The following is a 15,567-nucleotide window of genomic DNA, read 5'->3' as shown; positions in this document are numbered from 1 at the left end:
AGGTCTATCACACTTGGCCGTATTGTTGGCCATGGCGCAGCCAGCGCTCCAGCAGCGGGCTGACATGCTGGGGCCAGCGTGCCATCAGGGCTTGCGCCGCATCGCGGACCGCCGGCAGCAGATCGGCGTCGCGCATCAGGTCGGCGACCTTGAATTGCAGGAGCCCGGTCTGGCGGGTGCCGAGCATTTCCCCGGGGCCGCGCAGCTCCAGGTCCTTCTCGGCGATGATGAAGCCGTCGTTGGTTTCACGCATGATGCCCAGGCGTTGGCGACCGATCTGTGACAGCGGCGGATGGTAGAGCAGCACGCAATGGCTGGCGGCGCTGCCCCGACCGACCCGGCCGCGCAGTTGGTGCAGTTGCGCCAGTCCCAGGCGCTCGGGGTTCTCGATGATCATCAGGCTGGCATTGGGCACGTCGACACCGACTTCGATCACCGTGGTCGCCACCAGCAGTTGCAGGGCACCGGCCTTGAATTCGGCCATCACGGCAGCCTTTTCCGCCGGCTTCATGCGCCCGTGGATCAGCCCGACGCGCAGTTCGCCGAGGGCGGCGGTGAGCTCTTCGAAAGTGGTTTCGGCAGCCTGGCAGGTCAGCTCTTCGGATTCTTCGATCAGGGTGCAGACCCAATAGGTCTGGCGGCCTTCGGCGCAGGCGGCGCGGACCCGCTCCACCACTTCGAAGCGCCGGCTGTCGGTCACCAGCACGGTGTTCACCGGCGTACGGCCTGGCGGCAGCTCGTCGAGGATCGAGGTGTCGAGGTCGGCGTAGGCGCTCATGGCCAGGGTCCGCGGGATCGGCGTGGCGGTCATGATCAACTGGTGCGGGCACATCCGCCCGCCGACGCCTTTCTGGCGCAGGGCCAGGCGCTGCTGGACACCGAAGCGGTGCTGTTCGTCGATGATCACCAATGCCAGGTTCTTGAACTGCACTTCGTCCTGAAACAGTGCGTGGGTGCCGACCACCATGGGTGTGCCGCCGGCTATCTGTTCCAGGGAGGCGGCGCGGGCCTTGCCCTTGAGCTTGCCGGCCAGCCAGGCGGTTTCGATGCCCAGCGGCGCCAGCCAGCGCTGGAAGTTCAGGAAGTGCTGTTCGGCGAGGATCTCGGTCGGCGCCATCAGGGCCACCTGGTAACCGGCTTCCAGGGCCTGCAAGGCGGCGAGGGCGGCGACCACGGTCTTGCCGGCGCCGACGTCGCCCTGGATCAGGCGCAGCATCGGTTCCGGCTGGCTGAGGTCGTAGGCCACCTCGTTGCCGACCCGTTGCTGGGCACCGGTCGGCGGGAAACCGAGGTTGGCGAGAAACTGTCCGGGCAGCCGTTGGGCTTTGGGCAGGGCCGGCGCGCGCAGGGCTTTCAGGCTTTCGCGCAGACGTTGCTGGGAGAGTTGGTGGGTGAGCAGTTCTTCGAAGGCCAGCCGGTGCTGGGCCCAGTGATGGCCGAGGGCAAGTTCGTCGACATCGGCATCGGCGGGGGGTTGGTGCAGGTAGCGGATGGCTTCGTCCAGCGGCGCCAGCTGATAGTCGCGGGCCAATTCCTGGGGCAGCCAGTCCGGCAGGCTGCGCGGGCCGAGGAGTGCCAGACTTTGCTGGCAGAGCTGGCGCAGGCGTTGCTGGGTCAGGCCTTCGGTCAGGGGGTAGATCGGCGTCAGGGTGGTGTCCACCGGCGGCGGCTCGTCACCGCTGATGGCGCGGTATTCCGGGTGGTAGATCTCCAGGCCCGAGGCGCCGGGGCGAGCTTCGCCGTAGCAGCGCACATGGGTGCCGCGCTTGAGGCCGTCCTTTTGCGCGGTGCTGAAATGGTAGAAACGCAGGCTCAGGCTGCCGGTGCCGTCATTGAGCCGCACCAGCAGGCTGCGGCGCTTGCCCATGACCACGTCGGCGCCGCTGACCACGCCTTCGACCACCGCGTCCTGACCCGGGCGCAAGGCGCCGATGGGCACCACGCGAGTGCGGTCCTGATAGCGTAACGGCAGGTGGAACAGCACGTCCTGGAGATTTTCCAGACCGACCTTGGCCAGCTTCTCGGCCATGGCCTCGCCGACGCCCTTGAGCGCCGTGACCGACACTTGCGACAGTTCAGCCACGTCGATCAGCTCGCTGCGGGAGGCTTGGCCACCGAGCACAGGCGGATCGAGTCGGCGAGGATTTCAATCGCCTTGGGCCGTGGGAAGCTGGCGCGCCAGGCGATGGCCACGGTGCGAAACGGCACCGGTGGCGTCAGTGGGCGCACTTCGATCACGCCGGCAGCGTAGTGATGGCTGTCCACGGCCGACAGCGGCAGGACCGAGATACCCAGGCCGGAAGCGACCATGTGGCGGATGGTTTCCAGGGAGCTGGACTCGACCGTGGTGTGCCGGGCCGCGTCGCCGCCCTTGACCAGGGTCGGGCAGGCTTCGAGGACCTGGTCACGGAAGCAGTGGCCTTCGCCCAGCAGCAGCAGGCTCTTGTCGTTGAGCAGGGCGCTGTCGATGGTTTCTTTCTTGGTCCAGGGGTGCGAGGCCGGCATCAGGACGTAGAACGGTTCGTCGTAGAGCGGCAGGGTCAGCACATCGGCTTCATTGAACGGCAGGGCGATGATCACCGCGTCCAGTTCGCCGTTGCGCAGTTTGTCGCGCAGCACGTGGGTGAAGTTTTCCTCGATGTACAACGGCATCTGCGGGGCGACCCGGTGCAGTTGTGGAATCAGGTGCGGGAACAGGTAGGGGCCAACGGTGTAGATCGCGCCGACTTTCAGCGGGGCGGTCAGCTGGTTTTTCCCGGCCTGGGCCAGTTCGCGGATGCCCTGGGCCTGCTCGAGGACCTTCTGCGCCTGGGCAACGATGGTTTCGCCGACCGGGGTCAGGCGCACGGCGCTCTTGCTGCGCTCGAAAATCAGCACACCGAGTTCGTCTTCCAGCTTTTTCACGCCGACCGACAGGGTCGGTTGGCTGACGTGACAACGTTCGGCCGCGTGGCCAAAGTGTTGTTCCTGGGCGAGGGTGACGATATAGCGTAATTCTGTAAGAGTCATAGCGAGCGTCCATGAGGTTGCCGGGCCAAGCATAACGGCTGCCATCGATAGACGCACGTTATCAGACGCAGGATGAACGCAGATTGTCGTTAATGTCGACGTGGGGGCTGTACGCAATCCGTAGGAGCCGGCTTGCTGGCGATGGGGGCCCGGGGTTTTCGGGTGCTCTTGCTGACGCCATCGCTGGCAAGCCAGCTCCCACAGGACCGCGCCTCACCACAAAGATATCGTGCTACCGAGAATCTTTGTAGGAGCCAGCAAGCCGGCTCCTACAGTTTTCTAGCGGGCGCGCTTGTCGATGGAGTAGACGAACGGCGCGACGATCTCGATGCTGCCGTTGGTCAGCATGTCGGCCGGCGGCTTGGGCAGCGGTTGGGCGCGACGGATCATTTCCAGGGTGGCCCGGTCCAGATCGGCGTTGCCCGAGCGGCCTACCAGTTCATACGAGAGCACCTTGCCTTCGGCATCCACGACGAAACGCAGACGGTTCAGACCTTCCTTGCCGCGTGATTGCGCCGCCGGTGGGTACTTCTTGTACTTGCTCAGGTGGGCCAGCAAGGTGCCTTCCCAACTGGCTTTCGCGGCGACCTGCTGGGGCGATGGGCCGGGTGCGGGGGCTGCGGATTTTTCCGGTGGGGTGTTGGTCGGCGGCGTGTCGGAAGGTTTTTCTTCCGTCGGCTTTTCCTTCACCGGTTCCGGTTTCACCTGGGGCTTGGGCGGCTGCGGCTTGGGTTTCGGCTTGACTGGCTTGGGTACCGAGATCGTCGGTTTCGGTGCTTCGGCCAGTTTCGGCAACGGCAACTCTTCCACCGGCGCGGGCGGCTGTGGCGGGGTGATCACCTTGGGCGGCGCCGGTGGCGGTGGTGCCGGGGGCATTGGCGCCAACTCGACCATCATCGCCTGGGGCGGCAGCTCGATGGGCTTGGACACCGACCAGTTCAGCGTGGCGATGATCGCCACCGCATGAATGCCCAGCACCAGGCCCAGGCTGGCGCCGTAACGCGTCAGCTTTTGGCGCGTATTGATCATTTCTTGGCTGCCGTCTCGAGTCCCACCAGGCCGACCTTCAGGTAACCGGCGGCGCGCAGGGAATCCATCACACGCATCAGGTCGCCATAGTCCACGCCTTTATCGGCCTGGAAGAAAATGGTCGTGTCCTTCTTGCCGTGGGTCCGGGCGTCGAGGGTTGGGCCCAGGGCGTCAGCCTTGACTTCGTCTTCGCCGAGGAACAGGCGCTGGTCGGACTTGACGCTGAGGAACACCGGCTTTTCCGGTCGCGGCGCCGGCTTGGCGGTGGACGCGGGCAGGTCGACCTTGATGTCCACGGTGGCCAGGGGAGCAGCCACCATGAAGATGATCAGCAGTACCAGCATCACGTCGATAAACGGCGTGACGTTGATTTCGTGGTTTTCGGCGAGATCGTCGCCGCCGTCGTTCAAATGCAGGCCCATGGCTGATTACCCCACTTTCACCATGTGCGGCGCTTGTGCGGAGCGCTCGAACGGCTGGTGGTCGAGGTCGCGGCTGACCAGCAACAGGACCTGGGCCGACGCGTCGGAGACCTGGGCCTTGTAGCCGGCGATGGAGCGGGCGAAGACGTTGTAGATGACCACGGCGGGGATCGCTGCAACCAGACCAAAGGCCGTGGCCAGCAGGGCTTCGGCGATACCCGGGGCGACCACGGCAAGGTTGGTGGTCTGGGTTTTGGCGATGCCGATAAAGCTGTTCATGATGCCCCACACGGTACCGAACAGGCCGACGAAGGGCGCAGTGGAACCGATGGTGGCGAGCACGCCGGTGCCGCTGCTCATGTTACGACCGCAGGCTGCGACCAGGCGCTCGAGGCGGAAGCTGACGCGTTCCTTGATGCCTTCTCGTTCGCGGCTGTTGGCCGACAGGTGCATTTCTTCCAGGGCGTCATGCACCAGCAGGTGGGCGAGGGTGCCCTCCTTGTTGGCGGTTTCGCTGGCTTCCTTGAGGGTGCGGGCCTTTTTCAGGGCGAGCATCTCACGGCGCAGGCGACGCTTGGCGCCCAGCAGTTCGAAGCCTTTGGCAATCCAGATGGTCCAGGTGATGATCGAGGCGATGGCCAGGCCGATCATCACGATCTTGACGATAATGTCGGCGTTCTTGTACATGCCCCATGGGGACAGGTCGTGGGCCATGCCCAGGCTGTTGTCTTCGGCTGGCAGTGCGTCGGCATCCGCGGCGTCGGCCGGTGCGGCATTTTCAGCGAGGGCTGGAGCGGCGGCGGTCGGCGTGGCGACAGGCGCGGCATGCTCGGCCGGAGCCGCGGCGACTGCTGCCGCTGGGGCGTGGGTTGCTGCTTCGTCGGCGAAGGTCACGGTTGGCGCGAGCAACAGGCTGAGCAGCAATGCCGCTGCCGAGCGCCAGGCGCGCGAGGGACTGTGGGGCTGAGGTGACGAAGCGAGGCGTTTATTACGTGTCATGCTGGCCGGACCTGAGAGAAGATAGAAGAGGGTCTTGTCCTTCCAGGCCTCGTGGGCCGAGAACATTTGGTCGGGCATTATTGCAAGTAATTCTTGTTAACAGAAGTAATAGCTTCTCTTTTTTTCTTCCATTGCCAACCGCTGGTCAATTTTCAGCGCTTGTTTGTGGCTTTTTTCCTGGAGATCCGTGATGTCTGCTCCTTCTGTTCTGATTGCCGGTTGCGGCGATGTTGGTAGTCGCCTGGCGACGCAGTTGCTCGCCCAGGGCTGGCAGGTCCATGGCCTGCGCCGTTCGATCGAGCGTTTGCCGGAGGGCGTCGTGGGGGTGGCGGGTGATCTGTTCGCCGAGCAACGGCCTGTCACCTGGCCGAGTGGCCCGCTGGATTACCTGGTGTATTGCGCCGCCGCGACCGAGCACGACGAAGCCGGTTATCGCGCCGCCTATGTCGACGGCTTGCGGCATGTGTTGAGCTGGCTTGGGCAGTCGGGCCAGCGGCCGCGGCGTCTATTGTTTGTGTCCAGCAGCAGTGTGTACGTGCAGCAGACGGGCGAGTGGGTCGACGAGACCGCGCCGACCGAAGCCGAGGGTTATTCCGGGCGCTTGATGCTGGAGGCCGAGCAAGTGGCGCTGGACAGCGGCATTCCGGCGACCCGGGTGCGCCTGACCGGTATCTATGGTCCGGGTCGCGAGTGGTTGTTGACCCAGGTTCGGCGCGGTTATCGGGTGGCGGTGGAGCCTCCGTTATATGGCAATCGGATTCATGCCGATGACGCGGCGGGGCTGCTGGCGTTTCTGCTGGAGGCTGATCGCGCCGGGAAGGCCTTGGAAGATTGCTATATCGGTGTCGATGATGCGCCGGCGCCGCTGGCCGAGGTGGTGGGCTGGTTACGCGAATATCTGGGGGTGACCGAGTGGGCCGAGGACGCCAGTGTTCGCCGTACTGGCAGCAAGCGCTGCAGCAATGCCCGGGCGCGGGCCCTGGGCTGGGCACCGCGTTATCCGAGTTTCCGCGAAGGTTATGCGGCGATTCTTGAAGGGCGTTGCTAGTTGAAGCGAAACCCGTCCGTGTAGGAGCCGGCTTGCCGGCGATGGCGGCTGTAAGGCCGATGCAAGGCTCTATGGCCTCATCGCCGGCAAGCCGGCTCCCACAGGGTGTGCGGTGTTTTCAGTGGTGTGCCGCGCAGGATTATTTCTCCAGCAACCACTGACGCGGGCCAGGGCTGAGCTGCGGCTGGTCGTCAGGCTGGGCGGTGTTCAACGCCTGGAAGATTTCCAGTTGCTTGCCCTTGCGCACGAAGATCCAGGCGGCACCCTTGCCGCCTTGCTGCAACCAGATGCTGTCGTTCTCGCCGCTCATGGAGGCGCAATCGCCCGCCAGGCAGAGTGCGTAGCGGTCGGCGCCGGGCAAGCCTTCCAGGCGTCCGTCCGGGAGGAATTTCACCTGGCCGCCTTCACCCGGGCCGTTGCTGATTTTCCAGTCGCCACCCATGTAGGCCGTGTACAAGGCCTGTTCGAAGCTGGCACCCACCGGCGCATTGGCCGGCAGTTCGGTTTCGGCGCGCACGAAAGGCTGTTCAGGCTCCGAGTCACTGGCGCCCTGGATCAGTTCCTTGCCGTCGCGGGTCAGCGAGGTACCGGCGCTGCCATAGAAGTCGACATGCCACTGCTTGCCGTCCAGGCGCACATGGCCTTCGGGGCGCTCGAAACCGTTGCTGTAGCGGGCTTGGCCGTTACGGGTATCGACACTCCATTCCAGGTTCGGTCCGTAGGTTTCCAGGGCTTCGCGCAGGCTGCCCTTTTTAACGGCGGCATCAATCGCGGCCTGGTTGATCCAGGTACCGCTGACGTCGTATTTGGCAGGGTCGCTGGCGCAGCCGCCGAGCAGGAGGGCAAACACCGATAAGGCAAGCGCTTTGCGCATGGTGGAATCCTTTGCAGACGAAGCTGATGCAGCAGGAAAGCTGCATCAGGCAGTGCGGGGTTGTTCGAGGGCGGCGGGGCTGGCGGTTACTCGAGGACCAGGATCGCGTCCATCTCGACTTGCGAACCGCGTGGCAGAGCAGCGACGCCGATGGCGGCGCGGGCCGGGTAAGGCTGCTCAAAATACTTGCCCATGATCTCGTTGACCTTGGCGAAGTGGCTCAGGTCGGTGAGGAAGATGTTCAGCTTGACGATGTCCTTGAACGAACCGCCTGCCGCTTCAGCCACGGCCTTCAGGTTTTCGAAGACCTGTACGGTCTGGGCTTCGAAGCCTTCCACCAGCTCCATGGTTTTCGGGTCCAGGGGAATCTGGCCGGACATGTAGACGGTGTTGCCGGCCTTGATCGCCTGGGAGTAGGTGCCGATGGCGGCCGGGGCCTTGTCGCTGCTGATAACGGTCTTGCTCATGAACAGGTTCCTTGTAATGGGCGGCTACGTAGACGGGCTATTGAGCTATGCGCGCATGCGGGTAATGCGGATCACGCCGGTCAGGGCGCGCAGTTTCTTGATCACGCGGGCCAGGTGCACGCGGTCGTGCACGCTGACCACCAGTTGGACCACGCTGATGCGACCATCGCGCTCGTCCATGCTGATTTTCTCGATATTGCCGTCGGCGGCATTGACGCTGCTGGCCAGCAGGGCGATCAGGCCGCGTTGGTGTTCCAGCTCGACGCGCAGCTCGACGTTGAATTCGCCGGTGACATCCTTGGCCCAGGAGAGCTGGATGCATTTTTCCGGGTTGTGGCGGATTTCGCTGATATTGCGGCAGTTGTCCAGGTGCACGACCATGCCTTTGCCTGCGGACAGGTGGCCGACAATCGGGTCGCCCGGGATCGGCGTGCAGCACTTGGCGTAGCTGAGCACCAGGCCTTCGGTACCGCGGATCGCCAGCGGGCCTTCGGGGCTGGGCAGTTGTTCGCCTTCGCCGAGCAGGCGACGGGCGACCACATAGGCCATGCGGTTGCCCAGGCCGATGTCTTCCAGCAGATCTTCGATCAGTTCCAGGCGGTATTCGTGAAGCATCGCCTGGACGCGCTCGCCGGGGATCTTGTCCAGGGCGCTGTCGAAACCGTTGAGTACCTTGTTCAGCAGGCGTTCGCCGAGGCTGATGGATTCGGAGCGGCGTTGCAGTTTCAGGGCGTGGCGGATATGGGTGCGGGCCTTGCCGGTGACGACAAAATTCAGCCAGGCCGGGTTCGGGCGCGCGCCCGGGGCGCTGACGATCTCGACCGTGGAGCCACTTTGCAGCGGCTCGGACAGCGGTGCGAGACGGCGATTGATCCGGCAGGCAATGCAGCTGTTGCCGACGTCGGTGTGCACCGCGTAGGCAAAGTCCACCGCCGTGGAGCCTTTCGGCAGCTCCATGATCCGGCCCTTGGGCGTGAACACATAGACCTCGTCCGGGAACAGGTCGATCTTCACGCTTTCGATGAATTCCAGGGAGTTGCCGGCCCGTTGCTGCATTTCCAGCACGCCCTTGACCCACTGGCGGGCCCGGGCGTGGGTGCCCTTGGGCTGCTCGTCGCCGCTGGACTTGTACAGCCAGTGGGCGGCGATGCCGTTGTTGGCCATCTCTTCCATTTCGCGGGTGCGGATCTGGATCTCGATCGGCACGCCGTGCATGCCGAACAGCGTGGTATGCAGCGACTGGTAGCCGTTGGCCTTGGGAATCGCGATGTAGTCCTTGAAGCGCCCGGGCAGCGGCTTGTACAAATTATGCACAGCGCCGAGCACTCGATAGCAGGTGTCGACCTTGTCGACGATGATCCGGAACGCGTAGACGTCCATGATCTCGTTGAAGGCCCGACGCTTGCCGCGCATCTTGGTGTAGATGCCGTAGAGGTGCTTCTGGCGTCCGCTGACCTCGCCCTGAATTTCGTCGACCGCCAGGCAGTGGCTCAGGGACTCTTCGATCTTGTTGACGATTTCCTTGCGGTTGCCCCGGGCGCGCTTGACCGCCTGGTAGATCCGCGCGGAACGCATCGGGTGCATGGCCTTGAAGCCGAGGTCTTCGAATTCGATGCGGATCGCATGCATGCCCAGGCGGTTGGCGATGGGTGCATAGATCTCGAGGGTTTCCTTGGCGATGCGCCGGCGTTTTTCGCCGGACAGTACTTCAAGGGTGCGCATGTTGTGCAGGCGGTCGGCCAGCTTGACCAGGATCACGCGAATGTCGCGGGCCATGGCCATGGCCATCTTCTGGAAGTTTTCCGCCTGGGCTTCGGCCTTGGTCTCGAAATTCATCTGGGTCAGTTTGCTGACCCCGTCGACCAGTTCGGCCACGGTTTCACCAAACTGCGCTTGCAGCGCTTCCTTGGCGATACCGGTGTCTTCGATCACGTCATGGAGCATGGCCGCCATCAGGCTCTGATGGTCCATGTGCATGTCGGCAAGAATATTGGCCACCGCCAGCGGATGCGTGACGTAGGCTTCGCCGCTGCGACGGCGTTGACCGTCATGGGCTTGTTCGGCGTAGAAGTACGCCCGGCGGACCAGGTTGACCTGGTCGGCGCCGAGGTAGGTCGATAAGCGATCGGCGAGGGCGTCTATGCTCGGCATGAGGTTTCCCCCGACCGAAGCTTTGTACCCTGCGCCGTGCTACGTCGACCAGGCATAGACTTAGACGGCCTCGTTGGACTCGTCCTCGAAGGCGGCGAAGACCGGGTCTTCATGGACGATATCCTGTTCAGCGATGAACTCGTACGTCACGTAGCCTTCGGCGATTTCCCGCAGCGCCATTACGGTTGGTTTGTCATTTTCCCACGCCAGCTTCGGCTCTTTGCCGCCGGTCGCCAGTTGACGAGCACGCTTGGTGGAGAGCATGACCAGCTCAAAACGGTTAGCCACATGTTCTAGGCAGTCTTCAACGGTTACGCGGGCCATGGTGTTCCTCGTAGCAAATGCGGTAATCACGCTACCCGGATGGGCGAGCGGACTGAACAGTTTAAAAAATCACCAGCGTTTAGGGAAGCGCTGATTTTTCCTGGCAGTTCGCCAACGCGCTACAAGTGCCAATGTAAAGCCCTCGCAGCGCTTTTGGGAAGTGTTGCTTATGCCAACAATTCACTCAATAGCTGGGTGAATCGCTGTTGCTGGGGCAACTGTTGCAGGCGATTGGCGCGGAAAATCGCCTTCAGATCGTCCAGTGCGTGGGCAAAATCGTCGTTGATGATCAGGAAATCATATTCGACGTAGTGGCTCATTTCGCTGACCGCTTCGCGCATCCGCCCTTCGATGATCTCATCGCTGTCCTGGCCACGGTTGGTCAGGCGCTGGCGCAGGGCCTGCTGGCTCGGCGGCAGGATAAAGATGGAGCGGGCCTCGGGCATTTGCCGGCGGACCTGTTCGGCACCCTGCCAGTCGATTTCCAGGATCAGGTCGTGGCCTTCGTCCAGGGTCTGCTGCAGGTGGCTTTGGGAGGTGCCGTAGAGGTTGCCGAAGACTTCGGCCTGCTCGAGGAAATCACCGTGCTCGATCAGGCGCACGAACTCGGCGCGGTCGACGAAGTGATAGTTCACGCCGTTGGCTTCGCCCGGGCGCATGGCGCGGGTGGTGTGCGAGACCGAGACGCGGATCTGCGGCTCGGCGGGGATCCGCGCCTGGGCATCGATCAGGGCCTTGACCAGGCTGGTCTTGCCTGCGCCCGACGGTGCGGAAATGATGTAGAGGGTGCCAGTGCTGTGGGTCATGTCGGGTTAGCCTTACTCGATGTTCTGTACTTGTTCGCGCATTTGCTCGATCAACACTTTGAGGTTGACCGCCGCCTGGGTGCTGCGCGGGTCGAAGGCCTTGGAGCCAAGGGTGTTGGCTTCGCGGTTGAGTTCCTGCATCAGGAAGTCCAGGCGTCGCCCGGCAGCACCGCCGGACTTGAGGACCCGACGGACTTCGATGATATGGGTGGCGAGGCGGTCGAGTTCTTCGGCCACGTCGCTTTTCTGTGCCAGCAGGACCATTTCCTGCTCCAGGCGGGTCGGGTCCAGCTCGGCCTTCATGTCGGCGAAGCGGTCGAGAACTTTCTGGCGCTGGGTGGCGAGCATCTGTGGGACCTGCTCGCGCAAGGTCGCGACATCGCCTTCGATGGCGTCCAGGCGCTCGACGATCAGGCGGGCCAGCTCCGCGCCTTCACGCTGACGGCCGTTCTTGAGTTCCTTGAGGGCTTGGTTGAACAGGGCCAGGGCCTCGTTGTTCAGGGCTTGCGGGTCACTGGCGTCGGCCACCAGCACGCCGGGCCAGGCGAGGACTTCCAGGGGGTTCAGCGCGGCGGGTTGCTTGATCAGGCCGGCGACGATTTCGGCGGCGGCGATCAGCTGGGTGGTGCGCTCGCGGTCGATCTGCAAGGCCTTGCCGGTGGTTTCCTCGGTGAAACGCAGGGTGCATTCCAGCTTGCCCCGAGACAAACCCTGGCGCAGGGCTTCACGAACCGCGCCTTCGAGGTCGCGGAACGACTCCGGCAGGCGCAGGTGGGGTTCCAGGTAGCGGCTGTTGACCGAGCGCAGTTCCCAGCTCAGGGTGCCCTGGCTGACGGCGCTTTCGACGCGGGCGAAGGCGGTCATGCTATGGACCATGGAAGTACCTCGCGATTCCGGTTCGCTGCCGCTTGGATGGGCAGGACCGATGAATGAATTAAAGCCGACAGGCAGCAAAGGCGCAGGATTGTAGCGCAGTGCGGGCGTTGTCCCCAAACCCCCGTCAGGACGGGGCGAGGTATTTAGAGGTGCCCAGCACAGTCCGTGGCCTCTATAATGCTCGGTAGATTTCCGTCCCCGTACAGGTATTCCCAGATGAAACGTCCAAGTGGTCGCGCTGCCGATCAGCTCCGCTCGATCCGCATCACCCGCAACTACACCAAACACGCCGAGGGATCTGTACTGGTCGAGTTTGGTGATACCAAAGTGATCTGCACGGTCAGCGTCGAGAACGGCGTACCGCGTTTCCTCAAGGGTCAGGGCCAGGGTTGGCTGACCGCCGAGTACGGCATGCTGCCGCGCGCCACCGGCGAGCGTAACCAGCGTGAAGCGAGCCGCGGCAAGCAAGGCGGCCGCACCCTGGAGATCCAGCGCCTGATCGGTCGTTCGCTGCGCGCCGCACTGGATATGTCCAAGCTCGGCGACGTGACGCTCTATGTCGACTGCGATGTGATCCAGGCCGACGGCGGCACCCGTACCGCGTCCATCACCGGTTCCATGGTGGCGCTGGTCGATGCCCTGGCCGTGATCAAGAAACGTGGCGGCCTGAAAGGCGGTAGCCCGCTCAAGCAGATGATCGCCGCGGTGTCGGTGGGCATGTACCAGGGCGAGCCGGTCCTCGACCTCGACTATCTGGAAGATTCGGCGGCCGAGACCGACCTGAACGTGGTCATGACCAGCACCGGTGGTTTCATCGAAGTCCAGGGCACTGCCGAAGGCGCGCCGTTCCAGCCTGAAGACCTGAACGCGATGCTGGCACTGGCACAAAAAGGCATGAGCGAAATCTTCGAATTGCAGAACGCCGCATTGGCCGACTGAGGGTTCGAATTGTTTTCCGCATAAGGAGCGCGCGATGAATGACGACCTGCTACCCACACCCGCCCCGAGCCAGGAAGTCCGGCAATGGGCGATGTTCTGTCATTTGTCGGCGTTTCTCGGCTACTGGTTTCCGTTCGGCAGCCTGATCGGGCCGCTGATCCTGTGGCAGATGAAACGTGAGCAGGACCCGTTCATCGACGCCCAGGGCAAGGAAGCGCTGAATTTCCAGATCACCGTGGCGGTGGCGGCGATGGTCTGTATCCCGCTGATGTTCCTTCTGATTGGCATTCCTCTGTTCGGCTTGCTGGTGATCGCGGCAGTGGTGCTGACCATCATTGCCGGGATCAAGGCCAATGAGGGCGTGGCTTACCGCTATCCCTTCACCTGGCGGCCGATCAAGTAGCCCTGATGCCGACACGCAAAAAAGCCGACGCTAGGTCGGCTTTTTTGTCGCTGCGAAAAGACGCTTAGATGGTCAGCGTCCAGTCGTAGTCGACGATCAGCGGCGCGTGCTGCGAGAAACGCGGCTGGCGCGGCAGGCGTGCGCTGCGGACAAAGCGGCGCAGGCCCGGCGTCAGCAGCTGATAGTCGAAACGCCAGCCGAGGTTGAGCATCTCGGCCTGTTCGTTATCCGGCCACCAGCTGTACTGGTCGCCTTCGCGACTGACTTCGCGCAGGGCATCGACATAACCCATATTGCCGACAATCTCGTCCATCCAGGCCCGTTCCGGCGCCAGGAAGCCCGGGGATTGCTGGCTGTCGCGCCAGTTCTTGATATCCAGCTTCTGTTGCGCGACGTACAGCGAGCCACAGTAGATGTATTCGCGACGTTTGCGCCGCTGTTTATCCAGATAGCGGGCGAAGTCGTCCATAAGCTTGAACTTCTGGTTCAAGTCTTCATCGCCGTTCTGCCCCGAGGGAAGCAGCAAGGTCGCGATGCTGACCTTGTCAAAATCGGCTTGCAGGTAGCGCCCGTAGCGGTCTGCCGTCTCGAAACCGAGACCGCTGATGACAGCCTTCGGTTGCAGCCGCGAATACAGAGCCACGCCACCCTGGGCGGGGACTTCGGCATCGCAGGCATAAAGGAAGTAGCCATCCAGTTGGAAGGCTGGGTCGTCCAGTTCAAAGGCGGAGGCGCGGGTGTCCTGCAGGCAGATGACGTCGGCATTCTGAGCTTGCAGCCAACTGAGCAAACCACGCTCGACTGCGGCCTGAATACCATTGACGTTCACACTGATGATCCGCATAAATGGCCCCAAAAATCACGTGCGTGTATGATACCCCAAGGTCTACCTAATTAGCTAAATCCGTGGTATTTGGGGCTTTTTTCATGCAAGCGTATCAACGCGATTTCATTCGTTTTGCCATCGATCGCGGGGTTTTGCGCTTCGGTGAGTTCACTCTGAAGTCCGGGCGGACCAGCCCTTACTTCTTCAATGCCGGCTTGTTCAACTCAGGTTCCGCCCTGGCCCAGCTGGGGCGTTTCTATGCCTCGGCGATCGTCGAGAGCGGCATTCCGTTCGACGTGCTGTTCGGCCCGGCCTACAAGGGTATTCCCTTGGCGGCGGCCACCGCCGTGGCCCTGGCCGAACATCACGGGCGCGATCTGCCCTGGTGTTTCAACCGCAAGGAAGCCAAGGCCCACGGCGAAGGCGGCAGCCTGGTCGGCGCACCACTGGCCGGCGATGTGTTGATCATCGACGACGTGATCACCGCAGGCACCGCGATCCGCGAAGTGATGCAGATCATCCAGGCCCAGGGCGCCAAGCCTGCCGGCGTGCTGATCGCCCTCAACCGCCAGGAACGCGGCAATGGCGAGCTGTCGGCGATCCAGGAAGTCGAACGTGACTTCGCGATCCCGGTGGTCAGCATCGTGTCCCTGACCCAGGTTCTGCAGTTCCTGGCCGACGATGAGCAACTCAAGCAGCATCTGCCTGCGGTTGAGGCTTATCGCGCGCAATACGGGATCTGACGCTCCTTGCGCCGCGGGTATCGGTGGTTGCCCCTGATGCTTTGCGCGTCCTTTGCCGCTCAGGCCGAGGACGCGTCCGGCGTGCTGCTGTATCGCTATGTCGACAGCAAGGGTGTCACCGTGCTCGATCGCCAGGTACCCCCGGAGTATGCGGGCAAGGGTTATCAGGTACTGAACTCGCGCGGTCGGGTGGTGCAGACGATTGCACCGGCGCCGACGGCCGAGGAGCTGGCGCGTTTGCAGACGCAGAAAGCCCAGGCGGATGCCAATGCGCAGTTGTTGCAGCGTTATTCCAGCGTGGGTGAGGTCGACAAGGCCCTGTCCCGCAAGCTCGCCGAGCTGGATGGGATGATTGCGAGCATCCAGACCAATCTGCAAGCCTTGCTGGCGCAGCAGGCCAGCTTGCAAGGCCAGGCGGCCGAGCAGGAGCGCGCGGGGCACGAAGTATCGCCGCAATTGCTGGGGCAATTGTCAGGGTTGCGGGATGAGCAGGGGCGGATGAGGGCGGACATTGCCCGCTATCAAGCGGCACGAGTCCAGGCGCAGCAGGATTTCGCGGTGGATCGGGCGCGGGTGGAACAGCTGACGCGCTGAGGCATAGGGCCGAGTACGTTCCCCTTGTAGGAGCGAGCTTGCTCGCGATGGGCGTCA

The 15,567-nt window shown here is 63.2% G+C and carries 17 protein-coding genes; 5 read left to right on the top strand and 12 right to left on the bottom strand.

Annotated features, from left to right (window positions below; genetic code table 11):
• Nucleotides 1-7: 7 nt before the first annotated feature.
• The 5 genes from recG to exbB all read right to left on the bottom strand — a co-directional run bounded on the left by recG (nucleotide 8) and on the right by exbB (nucleotide 5,459).
• Entirely contained in the window at nucleotides 8-2,083 is a 2,076-nt protein-coding gene (recG, locus tag HX866_RS20790; RefSeq protein ID WP_177094133.1) for an ATP-dependent DNA helicase RecG, read from the bottom strand.
• Nucleotides 2,084-2,088: 5 nt separating this feature from the next.
• A complete protein-coding gene (locus tag HX866_RS20785; protein ID WP_177094018.1) occupies nucleotides 2,089-3,009 on the bottom strand; it encodes a hydrogen peroxide-inducible genes activator in 921 nt (306 codons plus the stop codon).
• A 279-nt stretch (nucleotides 3,010-3,288) separates the two neighbouring features.
• On the bottom strand, nucleotides 3,289-4,038 hold the full coding sequence (locus HX866_RS20780) for a TonB family protein (RefSeq protein ID WP_177094019.1): 750 nt from the start codon (nucleotides 4,036-4,038) through the stop codon (nucleotides 3,289-3,291).
• Entirely contained in the window at nucleotides 4,035-4,460 is a 426-nt protein-coding gene (gene exbD / locus HX866_RS20775; RefSeq protein WP_177094020.1) for a TonB system transport protein ExbD, read from the bottom strand. The genes HX866_RS20780 and exbD overlap by 4 nt, the downstream gene beginning before the upstream one ends.
• Nucleotides 4,461-4,466: 6 nt before the next feature.
• A complete protein-coding gene (gene exbB, locus HX866_RS20770; protein WP_177140336.1) occupies nucleotides 4,467-5,459 on the bottom strand; it encodes a tonB-system energizer ExbB in 993 nt (330 codons plus the stop codon).
• 190 nt (nucleotides 5,460-5,649) lie between these two features.
• Here exbB and HX866_RS20765 point away from each other — a divergent pair, with 190 nt between their 5' ends.
• Nucleotides 5,650-6,507: an SDR family oxidoreductase gene (locus tag HX866_RS20765; protein ID WP_177094022.1), complete on the top strand. Its 858-nt coding sequence runs from the start codon at nucleotides 5,650-5,652 to the stop codon at nucleotides 6,505-6,507.
• Nucleotides 6,508-6,646: 139 nt separating this feature from the next.
• Here the strand turns inward: HX866_RS20765 and HX866_RS20760 are convergent, their stop codons facing one another.
• The 6 genes from HX866_RS20760 to HX866_RS20735 form a co-directional block, all read right to left on the bottom strand.
• Entirely contained in the window at nucleotides 6,647-7,381 is a 735-nt protein-coding gene (locus HX866_RS20760; protein ID WP_177094023.1) for a hypothetical protein, read from the bottom strand.
• A gap of 86 nt (nucleotides 7,382-7,467) precedes the next feature.
• Nucleotides 7,468-7,848 carry a RidA family protein gene (locus tag HX866_RS20755; RefSeq protein WP_177094024.1) on the bottom strand — a complete coding sequence of 127 codons (381 nt, stop codon included), beginning with the start codon at nucleotides 7,846-7,848 and terminating at the stop codon, nucleotides 7,468-7,470.
• A 45-nt stretch (nucleotides 7,849-7,893) separates the two neighbouring features.
• Complete coding sequence (gene spoT / locus HX866_RS20750; protein WP_121135528.1) at nucleotides 7,894-9,999, bottom strand: bifunctional GTP diphosphokinase/guanosine-3',5'-bis pyrophosphate 3'-pyrophosphohydrolase; 2,106 nt, start codon at nucleotides 9,997-9,999, stop codon at nucleotides 7,894-7,896.
• 60 nt (nucleotides 10,000-10,059) lie between these two features.
• A complete protein-coding gene (rpoZ, locus tag HX866_RS20745) occupies nucleotides 10,060-10,323 on the bottom strand; it encodes a DNA-directed RNA polymerase subunit omega (RefSeq protein WP_100942187.1) in 264 nt (87 codons plus the stop codon).
• Between the two features lie 167 nt (nucleotides 10,324-10,490).
• Entirely contained in the window at nucleotides 10,491-11,129 is a 639-nt protein-coding gene (gene gmk / locus HX866_RS20740; RefSeq protein WP_177101426.1) for a guanylate kinase, read from the bottom strand.
• A 12-nt stretch (nucleotides 11,130-11,141) separates the two neighbouring features.
• A complete protein-coding gene (locus HX866_RS20735) occupies nucleotides 11,142-12,005 on the bottom strand; it encodes a YicC/YloC family endoribonuclease (protein WP_177094026.1) in 864 nt (287 codons plus the stop codon).
• 216 nt (nucleotides 12,006-12,221) lie between these two features.
• Between HX866_RS20735 and rph the strand changes: the two genes are divergently transcribed.
• Both rph and HX866_RS20725 read left to right on the top strand, forming a co-directional pair.
• Nucleotides 12,222-12,944 carry a ribonuclease PH gene (rph, locus tag HX866_RS20730; RefSeq protein ID WP_177125600.1) on the top strand — a complete coding sequence of 241 codons (723 nt, stop codon included), beginning with the start codon at nucleotides 12,222-12,224 and terminating at the stop codon, nucleotides 12,942-12,944.
• Between the two features lie 34 nt (nucleotides 12,945-12,978).
• Nucleotides 12,979-13,347, top strand: coding sequence for a DUF4870 domain-containing protein (locus HX866_RS20725; RefSeq protein WP_177094028.1), 369 nt, complete (start codon nucleotides 12,979-12,981; stop codon nucleotides 13,345-13,347).
• A gap of 64 nt (nucleotides 13,348-13,411) precedes the next feature.
• Here HX866_RS20725 and HX866_RS20720 read toward each other — a convergent pair whose 3' ends face one another.
• Nucleotides 13,412-14,191 carry an exodeoxyribonuclease III gene (locus HX866_RS20720; protein ID WP_003176915.1) on the bottom strand — a complete coding sequence of 260 codons (780 nt, stop codon included), beginning with the start codon at nucleotides 14,189-14,191 and terminating at the stop codon, nucleotides 13,412-13,414.
• Nucleotides 14,192-14,274: 83 nt separating this feature from the next.
• On the opposite strand from HX866_RS20720, the gene pyrE reads away from it, so the two are divergent.
• Complete coding sequence (pyrE, locus tag HX866_RS20715; RefSeq protein WP_121135523.1) at nucleotides 14,275-14,916, top strand: orotate phosphoribosyltransferase; 642 nt, start codon at nucleotides 14,275-14,277, stop codon at nucleotides 14,914-14,916.
• 36 nt (nucleotides 14,917-14,952) lie between these two features.
• Nucleotides 14,953-15,510, top strand: coding sequence for a DUF4124 domain-containing protein (locus tag HX866_RS20710; protein ID WP_177140335.1), 558 nt, complete (start codon nucleotides 14,953-14,955; stop codon nucleotides 15,508-15,510).
• Nucleotides 15,511-15,567 lie beyond the last annotated feature (57 nt).

This window comes from Pseudomonas gingeri (assembly GCF_013386165.1).
GTDB classification, from domain to species: Bacteria; Pseudomonadota; Gammaproteobacteria; order Pseudomonadales; family Pseudomonadaceae; genus Aquipseudomonas; species Aquipseudomonas gingeri_C.
Note: the sequence above shows the minus strand (reverse complement) of the source record. Positions and strands in the feature narration are given on the sequence as shown.